General features: G+C 67.1%; 15 protein-coding genes. 6 read left to right on the top strand and 9 right to left on the bottom strand.

Going from position 1 to position 19,030, the window contains the following annotated elements; genetic code table 11:
* The first annotated feature begins 170 nt into the window (after positions 1-170).
* Complete coding sequence (locus ABGB18_RS46495) at positions 171-839, top strand: Type 1 glutamine amidotransferase-like domain-containing protein (protein WP_347702127.1); 669 nt, start codon at positions 171-173, stop codon at positions 837-839.
* A gap of 91 nt (positions 840-930) precedes the next feature.
* Here the strand turns inward: ABGB18_RS46495 and ABGB18_RS46490 are convergent, their stop codons facing one another.
* Positions 931-1,428 carry a MarR family transcriptional regulator gene (locus ABGB18_RS46490; protein ID WP_347702126.1) on the bottom strand — a complete coding sequence of 166 codons (498 nt, stop codon included), beginning with the start codon at positions 1,426-1,428 and terminating at the stop codon, positions 931-933.
* Between the two features lie 162 nt (positions 1,429-1,590).
* On the opposite strand from ABGB18_RS46490, the gene ABGB18_RS46485 reads away from it, so the two are divergent.
* A complete protein-coding gene (locus ABGB18_RS46485; RefSeq protein WP_347702125.1) occupies positions 1,591-2,169 on the top strand; it encodes an isochorismatase family protein in 579 nt (192 codons plus the stop codon).
* Positions 2,169-2,609 carry a hypothetical protein gene (locus ABGB18_RS46480; RefSeq protein WP_347702124.1) on the top strand — a complete coding sequence of 147 codons (441 nt, stop codon included), beginning with the start codon at positions 2,169-2,171 and terminating at the stop codon, positions 2,607-2,609. The genes ABGB18_RS46485 and ABGB18_RS46480 overlap by 1 nt, the downstream gene beginning before the upstream one ends.
* 76 nt (positions 2,610-2,685) lie before the next feature.
* Here ABGB18_RS46480 and ABGB18_RS46475 read toward each other — a convergent pair whose 3' ends face one another.
* Complete coding sequence (locus tag ABGB18_RS46475; RefSeq protein ID WP_347702123.1) at positions 2,686-4,461, bottom strand: ricin-type beta-trefoil lectin domain protein; 1,776 nt, start codon at positions 4,459-4,461, stop codon at positions 2,686-2,688.
* Positions 4,462-5,157: 696 nt separating this feature from the next.
* On the bottom strand, positions 5,158-5,583 hold the full coding sequence (locus ABGB18_RS46470) for a hypothetical protein (RefSeq protein ID WP_347702122.1): 426 nt from the start codon (positions 5,581-5,583) through the stop codon (positions 5,158-5,160).
* Positions 5,584-6,282: 699 nt separating this feature from the next.
* Between ABGB18_RS46470 and ABGB18_RS46465 the strand changes: the two genes are divergently transcribed.
* Positions 6,283-8,073, top strand: a complete 1,791-nt coding sequence (locus ABGB18_RS46465) for a family 43 glycosylhydrolase (protein WP_347702121.1) — start codon at positions 6,283-6,285, stop codon at positions 8,071-8,073.
* Between the two features lie 195 nt (positions 8,074-8,268).
* The gene (locus ABGB18_RS46460) at positions 8,269-10,656 is read left to right on the top strand and encodes a ricin-type beta-trefoil lectin domain protein (RefSeq protein ID WP_347702120.1); all 2,388 of its coding nucleotides are present in this window, start codon (positions 8,269-8,271) and stop codon (positions 10,654-10,656) included.
* A 257-nt stretch (positions 10,657-10,913) separates the two neighbouring features.
* Here the strand turns inward: ABGB18_RS46460 and ABGB18_RS46455 are convergent, their stop codons facing one another.
* The 5 genes from ABGB18_RS46455 to ABGB18_RS46435 all read right to left on the bottom strand — a co-directional run bounded on the left by ABGB18_RS46455 (position 10,914) and on the right by ABGB18_RS46435 (position 16,371).
* Entirely contained in the window at positions 10,914-12,125 is a 1,212-nt protein-coding gene (locus tag ABGB18_RS46455; RefSeq protein ID WP_347702119.1) for a fumarylacetoacetate hydrolase family protein, read from the bottom strand.
* Positions 12,122-13,303, bottom strand: a complete 1,182-nt coding sequence (locus ABGB18_RS46450; RefSeq protein WP_347702118.1) for a mandelate racemase/muconate lactonizing enzyme family protein — start codon at positions 13,301-13,303, stop codon at positions 12,122-12,124. Before ABGB18_RS46450 ends, ABGB18_RS46455 begins: the two co-directional genes overlap by 4 nt.
* Before the next feature lie 8 nt (positions 13,304-13,311).
* Positions 13,312-14,142, bottom strand: coding sequence for a carbohydrate ABC transporter permease (locus tag ABGB18_RS46445; RefSeq protein ID WP_347702117.1), 831 nt, complete (start codon positions 14,140-14,142; stop codon positions 13,312-13,314).
* The gene (locus tag ABGB18_RS46440) at positions 14,142-15,086 is read right to left on the bottom strand and encodes a sugar ABC transporter permease (protein ID WP_347702116.1); all 945 of its coding nucleotides are present in this window, start codon (positions 15,084-15,086) and stop codon (positions 14,142-14,144) included. Before ABGB18_RS46440 ends, ABGB18_RS46445 begins: the two co-directional genes overlap by 1 nt.
* 64 nt (positions 15,087-15,150) lie before the next feature.
* The gene (locus ABGB18_RS46435) at positions 15,151-16,371 is read right to left on the bottom strand and encodes a sugar ABC transporter substrate-binding protein (RefSeq protein ID WP_347702115.1); all 1,221 of its coding nucleotides are present in this window, start codon (positions 16,369-16,371) and stop codon (positions 15,151-15,153) included.
* Between the two features lie 173 nt (positions 16,372-16,544).
* On the opposite strand from ABGB18_RS46435, the gene ABGB18_RS46430 reads away from it, so the two are divergent.
* Positions 16,545-17,321 (top strand): IclR family transcriptional regulator, encoded by a 777-nt coding sequence (locus ABGB18_RS46430; protein WP_347702114.1) that lies wholly within the window; start codon positions 16,545-16,547, stop codon positions 17,319-17,321.
* 159 nt (positions 17,322-17,480) lie between these two features.
* Here the strand turns inward: ABGB18_RS46430 and ABGB18_RS46425 are convergent, their stop codons facing one another.
* Positions 17,481-18,920, bottom strand: coding sequence for an alpha/beta hydrolase-fold protein (locus ABGB18_RS46425; RefSeq protein ID WP_347702113.1), 1,440 nt, complete (start codon positions 18,918-18,920; stop codon positions 17,481-17,483).
* Positions 18,921-19,030 lie beyond the last annotated feature (110 nt).

The following is a 19,030-nucleotide window of genomic DNA, read 5'->3' as shown; positions in this document are numbered from 1 at the left end:
ACTTCGGTCACTTCGTCCCCTTCGTGTCTGAATGTGCAAATCGAAGGATTACGAAGTGGCCGTCACTTGTCACATGGATCTCTCCCGTCACACCAGAGGGAAGATCACCCGTACACCACTCCCGTGGACGCTAACCACACCGCTCCATCGCACTCAAATCGGGAGACATCTTGAAGCTTCTTCTCACGTCCGGGGGCGTCTCGAACCAGAGCATCCGTGATGCTCTGGTCGACCTGCTGGGCAAGCCGATCGCCGACTCCAGTGCCCTCTGCGTCCCTACGGCGGAGTACGGTCACCCCATGTGCACGCCGGCCTCAGCCTGGCGCTTCATCGCCGGACAGACCCCGGCACCCATGTGCGACCTGGGCTGGAAGTCGGTGGGCGTCCTCGAGCTCACCGCACTGCCCAGCATCGGCAAGGACCGTTGGGTCCCCTGGGTCCGGGAGACCGACGTCCTGCTGGTGGACGGCGGCGATGCGACGTACCTGTGCCACTGGATGCGGCAGTCCGGGCTGGTGGATCTCCTGCCGTCTCTGACCGAGAAGGTCTGGGTGGGGGTGAGCGCCGGAAGCATGGTGATGACCCCCCGAATCGGTGACTACTTCGTCGAATGGACGCAGCCCACCGGAAACGACCGCACCCTGGGGGTCGTCGACTTCTCGATCTTCCCGCATCTGGGACACGAGCTCATGCCGGGAAACACCATGGCCAAGGCCGAGAGATGGGCCGCCGACATCGCGGGTCCGGCGTACGCCATCGACGACCAGACGGCCATCAAGGTGACCGACGGCACCGTCGAGGTCGTCTCCGAGGGGCACTGGAGGGCCTTTTCCTCCTGACCGCCGACGCCGACCGCGAGTGGGCGAGGCGCCCTCTCCTGCTGCAGATCGCCTGCGCTGCGGCCAGGACGAGCGTGCTCCAAGGCGCTGTTCATGCAGTGCCCTGCGTTTCCTGGGAGGTTCGGCCCGATTCCTTCCGGCTTCGGTCATTGACCGAATTTTCGATTGTGCGAGCGGTGGCGATGAATGAGCTGATCGCCTGTTCGTCCAGGTCTCGAGTGGATATCTCCTCCAGTGTGACCCACATGGCCTCGATGGGTTCGCGCATCGCCTGGCCGCGGTCGGTGAGCCAGACGTTGAGCGCCCGCCGGTCGTCCTCGTTGGGCCGGCGGGTGACGAGGCCGGCTTCCTGCATACGGCGCAGTGATTTCGACACGGTGGAGTGGTCCAGGCCGACGCTGTCCAGCAATTCGGACTGTGTCTGGCCGTCCCTGTCGAACAGTTGCATCAGGAGCAATTCCTGGCCGGGATGCAGGCCGAGGGCGCGGAGCATGGCCGCCGCGGTCGCCCGGTGGGCCCGCGCCAGCGCGAAGATGGCGAAGCTCAGGTTTCCGGCGCGTGCAGCGTGTGGTGGCTGCGTGGTTGTCACGGCGTTGACCTCCTCGGATCTGCGGCGGCCATTCGAATCCTAACTTACGTTGCCAGCCACTTAAATCTGTGGATAGAGTTTATGTGGCTAGCCACACGATGGCGCCGAGCTGACCGCATCGCCCCGGCACGCGGCGATACCGCCGCACTGAGAGGAACCACGATGGACCTGTTCACACCCGATGACACGGCAATCCTGCTCATCGATCACCAGCTCGGCACCATGCGCTGGATAGGCTCGGCCGGCCACGACGAGGTCAAGGCCAACGCGCTCGCGCTGGCCAAGGCCGCGGTGGCGCTGGACATGCCGCTGATCCTGACCACCTCGCTGGAAGATCACGCGCAAGGACCGCTGTTGCCAGAGCTCGCCGAGATCGCCCCCAAGCAGTTCGAGGAACGCATCCAGCGCACGGGCGTGGTGGACGCCATGGAAGACCCCGGCTTCGCCGCCGCGGTCAAGGCCACCGGCCGCCGCAACCTGATCATCGCCGGTGTCACCAACGACGTCTGCACCGTCTACCCCACCCTGACCGCCCTCCAGCAGGGATACCGCGTCCAGGTCATCGCCGACGCCGGCGGATCGATGACCAAGCCGGCCGACGACATCGCGCTGCGACGCATGGACAAGGCCGGCGCCGAGATCGCCTCGACGAACATGATCCTCACGCAGCTGGCCCGCGACTGGTCCTCGCCGGCCGGCCAGAAGCTTCTCCCCATCGTCGGCGCCCTCATCCCCACGTGATGAACACTCCACCCGACTCGGCGCCCGACCCGGTCTCGGGCCGGGGCGGCGGCCCGGTGCCCGACGGGTTCGAGCACACTGCCGTCACCGCCAACGGCATCACCCTGCACGCGGTGGTCGGCGGCTCGGGCGCACCGGTGCTCCTGCCGCACGGCCGGCCCCAGACCTGGCGGGCCTGGCGGCACGTCCTGCCGATCCTCGCCGAGCACGGATACCGGGTCATCGGCGCCCCGAGCCGCACCGGCACCGTTGACGCCGACCTCGGTGCCGTCGCGGCGGTGCCTACCGGCGCCCTCAGGCGGGCGGGGCCACGGTCACACCGTGTGGCAGGACCTGGACCCCGCGACCTTCATCCTCGACTTCGCCGACCGGATCTACCACGTGGACCGCACGGACACCGGCTGCTTTCCCTCCGCCGACTCATGGGCGCCTTTCGATGAGATAGGCGAAACAGAGGAGACGACGGGCGCGTCCCTCGGCGAGGTGCGCCTTAGAGCGCACGTACTTGTGAGCGGCTCAATTCCCGGTCCACCTCTGGCTGGTGGTGCCGGTGCAGGACCACAGTTGTACCTTCGTCCCGTTCCCCGTGCCGAAGTTGCTCGCCTCCATGCACAGGCCGGACTGCACGCCGGTGATGGTGCCATCGGTGTTGATGTTCCATTGCTGGTTGGCCTGGCCGTTGCAGTCCCAGATGATCACCTGGGTGCCGTTGCTCGTGCCCTGCCCGTTCGCGTCCAGGCACTTGTTGCCGTACACCTGCAGTTGCTTGGAGGAGGTCGACGTCCACTGCTGATTGCTCTGGCCGTTGCAGTCCCATAGCTGGAGTTGCGTGCCGTTGGTCTGCGACGCGTTCGGCACATCGAGGCATCGGCCGGCGTTGACGTTGCGCCACGCCGACGTTGATCCACCTCCCGACCCGCTGTCAGAAGGCGCCAGGAGCGTGATGGTGAAGGTGTCGTCGATGGCGGTGTGGGGCAGGTTGACGGTCGTGCCGTTGTTCGTAAGGGTGACGACCGAGTTCTGGACGGTGATCGGCCCCGTCACCGCGCCGCCGCCGTTGTTGGGGATGCGCTCGACGAGCACCCGCACCTGGTTGTTCTGGACGATGCCGCTCGTGGTGTCGATCCGCTGGAGGCCGACGGCGACGTTACCGGTCGTGGTGCCCCCACCGACCAGGATCTTGGCATTGCCGTTCGCCTTGGTGGCGAACGCGTCGTAATTGGAGCTGGGGGTGACGGAGACGAGCCGGCCGGTCTGTGAGCCGTAGAAACGGTAGACCCACCACTCGCCCTTCGGCTGGTACTGTCCCGCTGAGTTGCGGACGAGCAGGCTGGCCAGGTCGTTGTGCAGATTGTTCCCTCCTGCCCAGTTGGCGCGGAGCCCGTCCGCGCCGGCCCGCTCGAGCCTGGCGATGTACCAGGCGCCGTCCGCCGGGTTCTGCTCGTTGGATGCCCCGTATTCGTTGATCTGATACGGGCGCGGGTGGGCGATGCCGCGCGAGCCCAGAGTGGTGTTCGCCGTCGCCACGTTGGCGACCGGGTCACTGGGCAGCGAGTGCCAGCTGATGATGTCGGGGACCACGTTGTTGGCCTTGACGTAGTCGAGGTACTGGGTCCACCACCCTCCGGTGGAGGGCACGCCCGCAAGGCTCGGGCCCACGATCGGCTGGGAGGGGAACGCGGCCCGTACGCGCTGGTAGGCACGTCGCCACATCTCGAAGTACTGGGACTGCGGGCGATTCCAGAACAGGGTGATGTTGGGCTCGTTCCAGAGGTCCCATTCGACCGGGGCGCCCGTCGCTCGTACGTCGTTGATGAGGCGGGTCAGGAAGTTGTCGTAGTCGGTCCAGTCTCCGTTGTCACCCGGGAACCGGGAGATCGGATACCCGTCGGCACCCCACAGGTCGTGAACGAGCAGGACGAACGTGCCGCCTAGCGACCGGGTGCGCAGCAACTGGGCGCGCGTCGCGTTCCATCGGCGGTCGTACTTGCCGGAGACCCAGCCTCCCGGGCTGTCGAGTTGCGCGCCGCCGGCCCGCATGGCCTGGAACTTCACGTCTTGGAAGAAGTGGTCCGCGGGCGCGGAGGCGTCCTCGGTCATGCCGTAGATCCAGCCGGAGGCCCGGTAGGTCGGAGAGCCGCCGGCGGAGGAGAAGTCGACACTGATCGACTGATCGGCCGCCTGGGCGGGCGCGGCAGGGGAGAAGACCGACGTCGTGATGAGCACGCCGACGGAGAGGAGGGTGGCGAGCCTTGGGCGGCGCCTGCGCCGCCTGCTGGATTCGGTGTCCACAAGTGACTCCTTGAACAGGGGGGTGGGCATCCCGGGACACGTCGTGGCCGATCCTGGAGCCTTGCGGGGCCGCGGATGGTTCGCACGGATCGGCTCGGGCGCCGGGTCGCGCACGAGTGGCTGGCGTCATGGCCGGACGGAGCGCTTGATCAAGCTGATTATCGAACCGATTCGCCCGAATCCTAAGATCCGGGTGACGGGATGTCAACGAGGTGTCCACCAGATGTATGGGGTGTTTCGCCCTCCGAATCTGCCGCGACGTGCAGCTCCATGGATGGGATGAATCGAATCGATTCGGAGTCCAAACCTCTCATGAGGCGCGACGCCGGTCGTGGGAGCCGTCAGGTTCGCGAGTGCCGGCAGGAGAAGGTGTCAGCTTTGGCCGGCCTGTGCGCCGCGGTTCCAGATCTCGGCCCGGGGGCCGGTGCCGTGGGGCGCGCTGATGACATCCGGGCATTGTCCCGAGCCGACGCTCTTGAGCGGGCTCCGCCGCCGACGGCGGTGGCGAACCGGACGCCGCGCCGTCGATGACCGTGAAGAGGACCGCGCAGAGCGGCCGATATCGCGGTTCATCATGCGGCTCTCGGCTCCGTGGTGACGAGCACCTGAAGGGGAGGACCGTACGTCGCGGTCAGGGCGACGTACGGTGTGACGTGCTGAACGGCCCAGATCATGGACCTGTGAACTCGCGGGCGATCACGCCAGCCGTCCCTTCACGGTGACGAAGGAGTGGGCGGGCAGGTGCACGCGCACCCCGGACGCCGTGGCCGTGACCTGCTCGTGCGTGACCGGCGCCACCGCACCGGGCGCGTCGGGGGTGTTGTGGTCCTGCTCGCCGAGCTGCTTCATGAGCGTCTCGGTCCAGGCGTAGTCGCCGGAGTTGGCGCCGGCGGCGATGCGGTAGAGCTTGTTGCCGCCGTGGTCGCGGCAGTAGGTGCCGAACCGGCGGGCCTCGGCCGCGTACTGCTCGGCCGACATGTGGCCGCCGCAGCCCCACGCCTCGTTGCCCAGCCCCCAGAAGGACACCCGCCACGGCTCCTCGCGCCCGTTGGCCTTGCGCAGGCGCACCATGGGCGAATCGCCCTGCCGGGTGAGCGAATTGTTAGCGTTAACATCACCCAAAGGCGTGCCCCTTGCTCACTTGAACCGGCCGAGGTGGTGGTGTTGCGAAGCAAATACGACCGACGAAGCTTCGTCAAGTGCCCCACCGTTCTCGGAGCCGCCGGGGCAATGGCGTCCCCGTACGGACAGGGCGCCGCTCCGCACTTTCGGGAAGAGCATGGGCGATGAAACGTTCATGCGGTCGTGGCCGCCGCGACGGACGGTGCACCTGCCCAATGACGTGCGGGGCTCTGGCGCGCGGAACGCGGGCACGCGGGAGCTTCGGACGGCTCATCGAATCGATTCGGACAAGCTCTTGACATGTTTCGTGGAGGTTTCCACACTTAGGCCCTAACGCGACTTCCTCCTGCCGGGGTCGGTGGTGAGCGGCAGGAACCGCGGGGCTCCGACATGGGCCGGCGATGATCCGGTCCTGGACCACGCGGGTCCTCGTCACCTGTCCCATCGATCCCACGGCGTCCGCGACGTGCCGGTGACATCCGGTGAGCTGGTCCGGACACCATGTTAGCGCTCACAAAGCGTGCGGCGAGCGTAAGCCCCTCACCTCCCTCAGACAGCGGCAGGGATCGATCCGGTCGCGATCCCCGGATGCCGGCGGACTCTCCTCAGAAGGCGGTCGCACCCGCTCCCGCCCCGACCCGGAAGGTGGCCATGAAACTCGCATCTCCCCTTCGGCGCGACGTCATATCGAGGCGCGCCGTGCTTGCGATCATCGCGCTGCTCTGCGCGGTGGCGATGACGCCGGGTACGGCCAGGGCTGACAACCCGATCGTCCAGACGATCTACACCGCCGACCCGGCTCCGCTGGTGTACAACGGCCGGGTGTACCTCTACACGGGGCACGATGAGGACGGGTCGACATACTTCACGATGAAGGAGTGGCGGGTCTGGTCGTCCGCGGACATGGTCAACTGGACCGATCACGGTGCTGCGATGAGCGTCGCGACCTTCAGCTGGGCGAGCTCCGACGCGTGGGCGGGCCAGACGGTGTACAGGAACGGCAAGTTCTACTGGTACGTGCCGGTGAAGGACCGGGCGAGTGGCCAGATGGCCATCGGCGTCGGGGTGTCGAACAGCCCCACCGGGCCCTTCACCGACGCCATCGGGCGTCCGCTGGTCCGCAACGGCGAGATCGATCCCACCGTGTTCATCGACGACAACGGGCAGGCCTATCTGTACTGGGGCAATCCAAACCTCTGGTACGTCAGGCTCAATGCCGACATGATCTCGTACTCGGGCAGCGTGACGCAGATCCCGCTCACCACCTCCGGGTTCGGCACCCGCACCGGCGACACGAGCCGCCCGACCCTGTACGAGGAGGGGCCCTGGGTCTACAAGCGCAACGGCCTCTACTACAACGTGTTCGCGGCGAAATGCTGCTCGGAGTTCATCGGTTATTCGACGGCCTCCGGCCCCACCGGCCCCTGGACCTATCGAGGGACGGTCATGCCCACACAGGGCAGCAGCTTCACGAACCACCCCGGCGTCATCGACTTCAACGGCGGGTCCTACTTCTTTTACCACAACGGTGCCCTGCCGGGTGGCGGCGGCTTCACCCGCTCGGTGGCCGTGGAGAAGTTCACCTACAACTCCGACGGGTCCATTCCGGCCATCAACATGACCACGACCGGCGCTCCGCAGGTGGGCACCTTGAATCCCTACGTCCGCCAGGAGGCCGAGACCATCGCCTGGGAATCGGGCGTGGAGACCGAGCCCTCCAGCGAGGGTGGCATGAACGTCGGGTGGATCGAGAACGGGGACTACGTCAAGGTCAAGGGCGTCGCCTTCGGCTCCGGCGCGACGTCGTTCAGCGCCCGGGTGGCCTCGGCGACCAGTGGTGGCCGGATCGAGCTGCGCCTGGACGGTGTCAACGGCACGCTGGTCGGGACGTGCACCGTGCCGGGCACCGGTGGCTGGCAGACGTGGGCGACGGTCACCTGTTCGGTGAGCGGCGCGACGGGTACCTATGACCTGTACTTCAAGTACACCGGCGGGAGCGGCAACCTGTTCAACGTGAACTGGTGGCAGTTCAGCGGCGGCACCGGCACCGGTGGGGATCTGCTGACCAACGGCGACATGGAGAGCGGCACGACGAGCTGGGGCGCGTCCGGCGGGACCCTGTCGTCCGTCACCAGCCCGGTGCACGGCGGTGCGCGGGCGCTGTCCATCAGCGGTCGCACGGCGTCGTGGAACGGGATCACCCAGGACGTGACGGCCAAGCTGACCAATGGCAAGAGCTACGCCACGAGCGTCTGGGTGCGCTCGCAGAGCGGCACGCCCAGTGCGAAGGCGACTCTGGCGGTCACCGCCGACGGCACCACGAGCTACCTTCAGCTCACGCCGGCCGCGACGGTGAACTCCGGTGGTTGGACCCAGCTCACCGGCTCGGCGACAGTGTCGTGGAGCGGGACACTGACCGGCGCCACCTTCTACGTGGAGACGGCGGCGGGCACCGACGGCTTCTCCATCGACGACGCCTCGCTCCAGTAGTCCCCGGCCGGCTGTCGTGCGTGGCGACTCCGCCGCTACCAGATCATCAACCGCGGCACCGGCACCGCGCTGGACGGCTCGTGAGAACTCACGACGCACCTGACTGTTGACGTTATACGTCATACGAGTTACGTTTCGCCCCACGATGGATCGCCGCTGACCCGCACCCCCCACCCACCTCCTCAAGGAGAGCCCGTGTTCGTACGTTCTTGTGCTGTGCTGCGGAGGCTGCTGTCAGCCGGTGCCGCCGCGATCGGCCTGGCCGCCGCAACCGTTCTGGTCGCTCCTCCCTCTCCTGTCTTGGCGGCTGCCACGATCCTCTACGCTTCCCCTTCCGGTGCCGGCAGCGACTGCTCCGCCACCCAGCCATGCTCATTGCCGAACGCGCAGGCCGCGGTGCGGGCGCGCACCGCCGCGATGTCGGGGGACATCGTCGTGGAGCTGGCCGACGGGGTGTACCGGCTCTCCGCGCCGCTACGGCTGACCGCCGCCGACTCCGGGAGGAACGGATATCAGGTCATCTGGCGGGCGGCTTCGTCGGCGCATCCCGTGATCAGCGGAGCCAGGGCGGTCACCGGCTGGTCGCTCGCCGACTCCGGAAAGAACATCTGGCGGGCCGACGTGGGCGCCGGGATCGACACCCGGCAGCTCTACGTCAACGGCGCCCTCGCCACCCGGGCGCGCACCAGCGTGAACCGGTCCGACTTCACCGCCGGCAGCACCGGCATGAGGTTCAGCAACAGTGCGCTGAGCTATCTGAACAGCCTCGCCAACCAGAGCCGGGTTGAGATGGAGAGCATCGGTTCTTTCACCGACCGGTACGCGCCGGTGCAGAGCATCAGCGGAAATCTCATCACGATGCGGCAGCCCGCCTGGAACAACAACAACTTCGGGTACGACACCTTCTCCAGCCCGCACCGGGCCGGGCCGCTGTATCTGGCCAACGCCTACGAGTTCCTCGACTCGCCGGGCGAATGGTACGTCAACACCGCGACCGGCATGCTCTTCTACATCCCGCTCTCCGGGCAGAACATGAGCAACGTCAGCGTGGAACTGCCGGTGCTGCAGTCGCTGGTGAACGTCGGGGGGACCTACGACGCGCCGGCGCACCACATCACGTTCAGCGGAATCACCTTCTCCGGCACGAGCTGGCTCGGCCCCGGCGGCAACCAGGGCTTCGTGGACCAGCAGACCGGCGCCTACATGGCCGGCGACTGGAGCTGGCCCTCGTTCACCTCCTGCCATGAGGGTTGCCGGCAGTTCGAGGCGACCCGGCCGAACTGGTACCAGATGCCCGCCGCCGTACAGGTCTCCGCGGCCGACACCATCACCTTCACCGACTCGCAGTTCGTCAACCTGGGACAGACGGCGATCGGCATCGGCAACGACGCCAACGGACACGCCAGCGGTGTCGGCCTGGGCGCCAGCAACATCACGGTCACCCGGTCGGAGATCGCCCGTAACGCGGCGGGCGGAATCGTCGTCGGCGGCGTGCGTGCCGACGCGCATCACCCCAGTGACCAGCGGATGGTCAACCGGAACATCATTGTCAGCAACAACCGCATCCACGATCTCGGCCTGGATTACCGGGGCGTCGTCTCGGTCCTGACCACCTATGTCTCCACCGCGACGGTCTCGCACAATGAGGTCTACAACATGCCGTACACCGGCCTGTCGATCGGGTACGGATGGGGAGCCAACGAGCCCGGCGGCAGCACCCAGTACGCGAACCGCGGCCTGTACGATTACCAGCCCCGGTACACAACGGCCACCACCGCGTCGAACAACCAGCTCATCGGCAACTACGTGCACGACGTCATGCAGCAGATGACCGACGGCGGATGCATCTACACGTTGTCGTGGAACCCGAACGCGGTGATCAGCGACAACCACTGCCTGCGGACCAACGGCTGGTTCGGGATCTACTTCGACGAGGGCTCCAAATACTTCACCGTCAAGAACAACGTCCTGTCCAACGTCGGCACCTGGGCCACCGCCAACTACTGGGGCGGTGAGAACATGGGCAACTTCACCGTCACCGGCAACTGGACCAGCAACAGCGCCACCAACATCACCAACGGCGACCGCGGGAACGTGGTGAACAACAACGTCACGGTCACCAACGGCAACTGGCCCTCCGGCGCCCAGGCCGTGATGGCGTCGGCCGGACCGCAGGGTGGCGGCGACAGCCGGCAGAACGTGCGGATCGTCGGGGCGGGGTCGGGCCGCTGCGTCGACATCAGCAACGCCGCCACCACAAACGGCACCCAGGCGCAGATCTGGGACTGCGGCAGCGGCACCAACCAGCGATTCACCTATACGGCCGGCAAGCAGCTGCAGGTGTACGGCGGCAAGTGCCTGGACGCCTCCAACCAAGGCGCCGCCGACGGCACCCAGGTGATCATCTGGGACTGCAACGGTCAGGCCAACCAGCAATGGAACATCAACGCCAACGGCACCATCACCGGAGTGCAGTCGAGTCTGTGCCTGGACGTGCCGAACAACGCCACCGCCAACGGCACCAAGCTCAACCTGTGGTCCTGCAACGGCGGCGCCAACCAGCGCTGGAGCCTTACCGGCTGATCCCCACCTTGCCGGGGTGGCGCTCCACACCACCCCGGCCAAGGCCGTCCCCTCCGGTGTGCGGGCGGAGCAGCCGCCTTCTCCGGTCGACTGCCTCGGGACGCCGGAGCAGGGAGGCGTCGGAGGCTCGTTGTCGGCCGGGCCGGGGTGTGCCGGGTGTCCGCCGGGAGGACTCTCTGAGCAACGGCATCCGCCTCAGAGGCTTGAGTCCGGTCTCGCGACGCCGGCCTCCCTGGGATCGACTGCGATGACAGTGCTCACAACAGTCCTCTCTTCATGAGATTTCCCATGAGATCGCGGACTCCGAAGCCCCAAGGCGCACAGTCCTCGGCGTGCTGGACGCGGTTGACCAGGGTGCCGAGCGCGGGGGAGCTGATCCTCACCACATCGCCGGTCTTGTGCGTGAACCCCTCGCCGGGGTGGTCGCGGTCCTGGATGGGCGCGAACATTGTGCCGAGCATGAGGACCGCGCCGTCGGGATAGTGATGGTGCGGGCCGATCAGTTGCCGCACCAGCGCTTCCGGATCGCGTGACATCTGCGCCATCTCCGAGACCCCCTCAAGGCGGAAGCCGTCCTCGCCTTCGATGTCCAGCCGCACCACGAGGCCGCGCACCTGTTCCAGGTCGAACCGCTCGTCGAAGAGCCGGATGAGGGGGCCGAGCGCGCACGACGCGTTGTTGTCCTTTGCCATCGGCAGCAGGAGCGCGGATCGGCCCTCGACATCCCGGAGGTTGACGTCGTTGGCGAGCGTCGCCCCCACGATCCGGCCACTCGACTGGACGATGAGCGCCACCTCGGGCTCCGGGTTGTTCCAGGTCGAGGCGGCGAGCACCCCGACGGGCACCGCGGTTCCCACGGCGGAGAGGATCTGACCCTTGGTGAAGATCTCGGCATCCGGGCCGATCCCGACCTCCAGGTACTGGCTCCAGACGCCCTCGGCGACGAGCAGGGTCTTCAGCCGCGCCGCCTCCTCGGAACCTGGCGACAGGTCGTGCAGGTCGGCACCAACGCCGGCGAGCATCCGCCGGCGGATGTCCGCCGCGAGTGCCATGTCCCCGCCGGCCCGCTCCTCGATGACGCGCTCGATCATCGAGACGGCGAAGGTCACCCCGGCGGCCTTGAGCGCCTGGAGGTCGACCGGTGCGAGCAGCCAGGGCCGGGTAGGGTCCCGGTCCGCGGCCCCGGTGTTGGCGAGCACGTCCCCGAAGCCGCCGACATGCCGGCCATCGAGCCCGGAGATCACGGCAGCGGGTTCCGGCAGCTCGCAGATGTCGCGGACCGTCGGGAACTCCGTGCTGATGTCGATGACCTCTCCGTCGCGGACCACCACGGGTGAGGGCCCTTCGACGAGAGGATCCCAGATCCGGCCGATCAGGACACTGTCCGCGGCATCGTCCGGCAGCGCGTCTGCCGCCGCCCCGAACCAGGCGGCCTCGGCGGCGAGCTCATCGGGCGATGACCGGTTCATTCGCCGTCTCCCAGGTTGAAGAAGGACCGCTCGTCCGGGGGCCGGATGTCGAAGACGGCGTCCTGGAACATCCGCAAGGGGTGGGGTGTGAAGGGATGCCGTGCGATCGCCCCGAGATCGAGCTCGATGCCGAGACCGGCCCCGGTCGGGATGAGGACGTCACCCTCGTCCGTCAGTACGAGTCTCTCGTTGGTGATCTCCGGGCGCCATGGGACGTCGGTTGCCATGATCTCCAGGTAGCGGAAGTTGGGCAGGGCGGCCCCGAGCTGCAGCGTCGCCGCGGTGCTCAGCGGTCCGCTGGGATTGTGCGGCGCGAAACCGACGTAGCCGGTCGCGGCGAGCGTCGAGATGAAGGCCAGCTCGGCGATGCCGCCGGCGTGCGTCACATCGGGCTGGACGTAGTCGACCGCCTGACGGGCGAGTGCCGGCGCGAAACCCTGCCGTCCGAACCATCGCTCCCCGGCGGCGATGGGCACCGGCGACGCTCGGCGGATGTCGACGAGGGCGTCGAGGTTGTCCGGGGGACAGGGTTCCTCGAACCACACCGGTTCGAACTGCGCGATCTCCCGCGCGACCTTGACGGCGTGGGTGACGTCGAACCGGCCGTGGCCCTCGATGAACAGCTCGACGTCGCGCCCGACGGCGGAGCGGACGGCGTCGATCTGCTCGATCACGCGGTCCAGCTGCCGGGAGGTGATCGTGAGGTCGTAGTTCTCGAAGGGATCCCACTTGAGACCGCGAAAGCCGCTGTCGACGGTCCTCCTCGCGGCGGCCGCGTAGTCCTCGGCCGTGACGGCTCCGGAGAACCAGCCGTTGGCATAGGCGCGCACCCGGTCGCGGGTGGCGCCGCCGAGCAGGCGGGAGACCGGGATGCCGAGCTCTCGTGCCGAGATGTCCCACAGAGCCATCTCGAGCGAGCTCAGCGCGGTCATGATGACCGGGCCGCCTCGCCAGTACCAGTCCCTCGCCAGCTCATACAGGATGCCGGATATGCGGGTGGGGTCCATCCCGGCTACGGCTTCGGCCACTTCGGCGATGGCGCCTTGGACGGCGCGTTCCTTGCCCTCCAGGGTCGCTTCGCCCAGTCCGACGATTCCTTCGTCCGTCGAGACGCGGACGATCACCAGGTTGGTGCGGTAGAAGTCGACGACAAGGGTGTCGACCGAGGTGATCTTCATGCTCCGGCTCAGCCCTTCACGGCGCCGGCGGTCATGCCGGCGACCACATACTTCTGCACGAACAGATAGAAGACGACGGCGGGTGCCGTGAACATGAAGGCGACCGCCATGACCGTCTGGATGGGCGTGCCGAGTTCGCCGATGAAGTTCGCGATGCCGACCGATGCCGGCTGCATTCCGGGGGTGAAGATGAACGTCACGGCGAACACGTACTCGTTCCAGGCGTGGAAGAACGCGATGACCGCGGTCGCGGCGAGCGACGGAGCGATCAGCGGCACGTTGATGCGGATGAGCACGGTGAGCGGCCGTGCTCCGTCGACCCGCGCGGACTCCTCCAGTTCACGAGGGAGGCCGTCGATCGCGCCCTTGAGGATGAGGGCGACGATCGGCAGGACGAAGGCGGAGTTGACCAGGATGAGCCCGCCGAGGGAGTCGAGGAGGTCGAATCGCCGGAACAGCGCGAACAGCGGCACGACCATGAGAGCCTCGGGGAGCATCTGTGTGAACAGCAGCACGATGGTCACGAGGGCCTTGCCCCGGAACGAGAACCGCGAGAGAGCGTAGCCGAGCGGGATGCCGAGGCCGATCGAGAGGACCGTCGTGCCCGCGGCGATCACCAGGCTGTTGCGCAGCCAGGTCGTCGCCTTGCCTTCGGCCAGCGCGTCGATGAAGACCCCGAACTGCGAGAAGTCGGGGACGAGCCGGGCCTCATGGGCGAAGAGCTCAGAATTGCCCGTCAGCGCGGTGACGAACATCCAGTACAGCGGGAAGACGGCGATCCCGAGCACGACGAGAACACCGATGATCCGCAGGGTCAGACCGACGTGGGGCAGTCTCATCAGCGGGCCTCCCTCTCGGCGGCACGGGCGACGAACCGGCTACCGGCGATGACGATGAGCGAGATGAGGACGCCGACCATGCCGACCGCCGCCGCCGAGCCGAGTTGCTTGGAGTCGAAGGCCTGCGAGTAGAGGTCGATGACCAGCGTCTCGGTCGCGCCGACCGGTCCCCCCTTCGTCATGAGCCAGATGAGCTCGAATCGGCGCAGCGACCAGATGGTCATGAGGAGGGCGAGCAGGCCGACGGTCGGCTTGATGGCCTGCCAGGTGACGGCGCGGAAGGTCCACCATCTTCCCGCACCGTCCATCGTCGCGGCCTCGGTCAGGTGCGGGGGGACGGACTGCAGCGCGGACAGCAGCACCACCGAGGTGAACGGGAACAGTTGCCAGATGGTCGTCGCGAGGACCGCCGGGAGGGCGTATCGCGGGCTGTCGAGGATGGCGCCGCCCGGGACGCCGAGGCCGACCGCGTCCAGGAATCGGTTCACGATCCCGTAGTCCGGGTTGAGCATCCATATCGCGATGAGCGCGACCGCGATGCCGGGCGCCGCCCACGGAATGGTCACCAGTGCCCGCGCCAGCCCCCGGCCGCGGAAGCCCTTGTTGAGGAGCAGGGCGACCGCGAGCCCTGCCCCCACGGCGGCGACGACACACACGACGACATAGACGAGGGTGATGAGGAGGGTACGGCGGAAGTCCTCGTCGCCGAAGATGCGGGTGAAGTTGTCGAGTCCCACCCAGGTGCTGCGTGCGGGGTTCAGCAGTGAGGTTCGCGTGAAGCTCAGAAAGATTTCCTGCGCCAGCGGAACGACCTGGAACACCAGGATGAAGAGGGCAGCGGGGACCAGGAAGAAGTAGGGCGTCCACTTGCTCCCCAGCGGGCTGCCTCGACGCCGGGCCCCGGATTGAGGCCCTGTGATCTGCCGCTGTTCCAGCACGGTCATCGAGTTCGGTCCTTCGAAAGTAGGACGCCGCCGGCGGGAGGGTCTCGCCGGCGGCGTCGTCCGGTCAGCCAGCCAATTGGGACGCTTGCTGCTGGGCGCGGTCCAGTGCGGTTTTGAGGTCGACCGTGCCCTGGAGCGCCGCGATCACGTTCTGCACGACGATCTTGCGGATGTCCGGCGTCTTCGCCTCGAACCCCTGGACGATCTGCGGCAGGCTCGACTCGGTGAGGTCGTCGAAGACGGTCAGGAAGGGCGTCTTCTTGAGCTCCTCAGGGCTTCGCTTGGTGGCCGTTGCCACACTGCTGGCGCCGAGGATCTCCTGCAGCTTGACCTGGTTGTTCGGCTCGAGCGCCCACCGGATGAAGGTGGCCGCCGCCTCCTTCGCCGGACTCGCCTCGTTGATGACGATGGGTGCGAGGATCGTGCCCTGCTTGCGGACCGGGAACGGGATGGGTGCGACGTTGAAGTTCAGATCGGCGTTCTGACCGCGAGTCGCCGTCACATAGCCGCCGTTGTTGAGCTCCATGCCCACCTTGCCCTCGGCGAACATGCGGCGGAACGTCGCCGCGTCCGCGCCACGCGGGATCACTTTGGCGTCGTACAGGTCCTTGAACGCCTGCAGGCCCTTGAGGTTCGCGGGCGAGTTGATCGTCAGTTTCTGGCCGTCCGACCACGCGCCGCCGAAGCCGTAGACGTAATTGAAGATGTCCTGCCACACACCGGCTTCCTCGGCCTCCGTCTGACGGAACGCCAGGCCGTACGTGTCGCCCTTGGTCAGCGACTTCGCCGTGTCGAAGAACTCCTCATAGTTGGTCGGGGGTTTCGGGATCAGGTCGGCGTTGTAGAACATCGCGTAGTTCGACGCCTCGAAGATGATCCCGTGACGCTGGCCGTCGTGGACCATGAACTGGTCCGGCTGCTTGAGCAGGTCATACTTGCTGACGTCGATCAGGTCGTTGAGCGGTGCGATCAGGCCGGCGTCCGAGGCGGCCTCGAACTCCGGCATGTCGAAGCGGATCAGATCAGGCCCTTGTCCGCTGCCCATCTGGGTCAGGATGGTCTGGCCGAAGGTCGGGTACGGCACCGCCGCGGCGGAGATCTGTACCTTGCTCTGACTCTTGTTGAACTCCTCGAGCCACTTCGTGAGCAGCGGCCCACGGCCCGGATCGCCGAGGGTCGAGGCGGCGAACGTCAGCTTGGTCACGCCGCCTTCGGATCCACCGTCGGAACCGCAGCCGGTCAAGAGGGCGACGGCCATGCATGTGACGCCGGCCGCCGCGACCATGCTGCGGCGAAGGCGATGCAGCCTCATTTGTTACTCCAGAGTGATATCCGGTTACTTCCCCGAAACCGTGGTCGGAAATTGCAACGATCGTAGCGACATGTGCAACGATGTCAAGTGGCAGTTGCGCAGTTCATGAGCTACATTGCACTATACGCAACGCAAGGAGGACGGTAGTGGCGCAATCGATCCAGCGTGCGATCAACCTGATCCGCCTGGTGGCGGAACATCCGCTGACACTCTCGGAGGCCTCGGACGTGCTCGGCGTCCACAAATCCACGGCCCTCCGGATCCTTCGGACGCTGGAGGCCGCACGGTTCGTGCGCAAGACGGGAGCGGGGACGTACGTGTTCGGCAGCGGGCTCATCGAGCTGTCGGAACTTGCGCTCGGCTCGATGGACCTACGTCAGTTCGCGTCCGCGCACCTGCGCGTGCTTCAGCGGCAGACGGGCCATACCGTGCACCTGGCACAGTTGACCGGCGATGAGATCGTCTACGTCGACAAGGTGGACAGCCCCGCGTTCGACGCGGTGAAGCTGCCGTCACGGATCGGCCGTGCCGTCTCGATCTACGCGAGCGCCGTGGGCAAAGTGATCCTTGCCCACCTCTCCCAGGAGGAGCGCGATCGCCTGCTCTCGCACGTCACCTTCGAGCGGTACACCAGCACGACCTTCGCCGACCGCGAATCCCTCGACGCCGAGCTCACCCGCGTCGCCGAGCGTGGCTGGGCCATCGATGACGGGGAGCACGACGCCTATGTCATGTGCGTCGCCGCACCGATCAGGGATTCGCGTGGACAGGTCATCGCGGCCGTCTCCCTGACCGCGATCGAGGTGATCGCGAGCTTGGACCGGCTGAAGGAGAAGCTTCCGCTCCTGCTGGAGACCTCGGCACTGATCTCGCAGGAAATCGGATTCACACCCGAGCCCTCGCCTGCGCCATCGGCGAGCTGAGACGCCCCCTTTCGCGAACACCCCGCGGGTGTCCCTGCTCCGCATTTGCCGGGGCGTGCCCTCCGCGGCCTCCGCCGCGGATCGTCCGGCACCTTGCCGTGGCGCCTCCCGGGTGGGAGGAGCCACGGCAAGGGCTTGCCGGATCAGGGAGGGACCAGGTCAGCCGGCGTCCACCTGTGCGCTCTGCGATGCGTTGAACAATGTGTCGCCCTGGTAGCGGGCGACCACGGGATTGTCGAGAAGCGCGCCATCGACGGCCTTGTTGAGGGTGGCGACACCATGTGTGACCGGCGCGGATCCGAGGTGGGCGTCACCCGCGTAGAACTCCACCTTGCCCTTCGGCGAGGCGACGTTGGCGGTCACGCCGTCCACCGTCGCCGTCGCGGTGAGCGTGACCTTGCCGGCCTTCCCGGCGGGCTCGGCCTTGACGTCCACACCCGTCGTGGTCGTGCGGAACGCCAGGTTCCGCAGATAGAAGTTCAGCAGGGGTCGCCAGACGTGCCACGTGTGGACGCCGTCGACGTTGTGTTCGGTGACGTTGACACCGGCGGCCTTGAGGGCGGCGGCCCGTAGCTGTGAGTTCTGCGCGATGTTGCCCAGGCGGTCCTGGAGGCCGGTGCCGATGTGGATGCCGCCGGGCACCGCCTTCAGCCGGTCGATCTGCGCCTGCGAGGCCGCAGGCCCACCCGAACTCCAGGCGGCATGGTAGGCAAACAGGTCGGTGTTGTCGTACATGATGGTGAAGGCGCGGCTCCCGCCCGCCGAGAACCCGCCGAACGCGCGGTCCTGCGAACGGGTGGAGACGTGATAGTTCTGCTCCACGAACGGGATGACGTTGTTCCGCAGTTCGTCGGCGTAACCCTGGTTGCCACCCGGCAGGCCGTTGAAGTCGGTCGACACCACGACCATCGGCTGCGCCGCACCGTCCCGGATCGCGTTCTCCAGGATGTGGTGCGCCACGCCCTGCATCGTCCAGGCCGTCGAGTGGTCACCGGAACCATGGCTCAGATAAAGGGTCGGGTACGGCGTGGCCCGGTTCGGGTCGTAGCCGTGCGGCGTGTAGACGACGATGTCGTGCACACCGGCCGGGTTGGTCGACAGCGGAGACGTATACCGCCGCGGCTCCAGCTTGCCGAGCTTGCCGGCAGCGACCGGCGCCTGGTATCCGGTGTCGTAGGTGGGGAACTTCTTGCTGACCGGTACGTACACCCGGCTTCGCACCGCGCCCGGAGCGTCCGGATACGGCGGCGGCACCTCCCACCGGTTGGCCGGGTCGTCATACAGCGCACAGCCCGTGGCCACCGGGCTCGTGCAGTCGTGTGTGAAGGCGTAACGGAACGTGCCGGCGGGCAGGGGGACAGTGATCTCCCACACCCCGTCGGTCCCCTTCTCCATGGGAAGAATGCGCCACGGAGTCGCCTGGATGTCGCCCGGCTGCCACTCCGAGGGGGGACGGCCGTCGCCGCAGTCGGCGCACAGGACGTTCTCCGGCCGGGAGAAGAACCAGTCGCCATAGACGTGAACGGCATTGACGCCGGCGGGGGCCTGGTACCGGAACTTCACCGCGTACCCGCTCGGCGGGGCATCGGTCTTGACCACGGTCGGCCCCAGGGCGGCAGCCGGAGCCGCCGACGCCGGAGCCGCTAACGAGACGGTCGCGACCCCTGCCGCGATCGTCAGGCCGGCCAGGACCGATCTCAGCCGTCCAC

Origin of the sequence: Nonomuraea sp. B12E4 (assembly GCF_039871825.1) — a bacterium.
Taxonomy (GTDB): Bacteria; Actinomycetota; Actinomycetes; order Streptosporangiales; family Streptosporangiaceae; genus Nonomuraea.
Note: the sequence above shows the minus strand (reverse complement) of the source record. Positions and strands in the feature narration are given on the sequence as shown.

Excerpts from the sequence above, each read along its gene's own strand:
- ABGB18_RS46485 (WP_347702125.1), top strand. The coding sequence starts at position 1,591 with ATGGACCTGTTCACACCCGATGACACGGCAATCCTGCTCATCGATCAC.
- ABGB18_RS46480 (WP_347702124.1), top strand. The coding sequence starts at position 2,169 with ATGAACACTCCACCCGACTCGGCGCCCGACCCGGTCTCGGGCCGGGGC.
- ABGB18_RS46455 (WP_347702119.1), bottom strand. The coding sequence starts at position 12,125 with ATGAACCGGTCATCGCCCGATGAGCTCGCCGCCGAGGCCGCCTGGTTC.
- ABGB18_RS46450 (WP_347702118.1), bottom strand. The coding sequence starts at position 13,303 with ATGAAGATCACCTCGGTCGACACCCTTGTCGTCGACTTCTACCGCACC.
- ABGB18_RS46445 (WP_347702117.1), bottom strand. The coding sequence starts at position 14,142 with ATGAGACTGCCCCACGTCGGTCTGACCCTGCGGATCATCGGTGTTCTC.
- ABGB18_RS46440 (WP_347702116.1), bottom strand. The coding sequence starts at position 15,086 with ATGACCGTGCTGGAACAGCGGCAGATCACAGGGCCTCAATCCGGGGCC.
- ABGB18_RS46435 (WP_347702115.1), bottom strand. The coding sequence starts at position 16,371 with ATGGTCGCGGCGGCCGGCGTCACATGCATGGCCGTCGCCCTCTTGACC.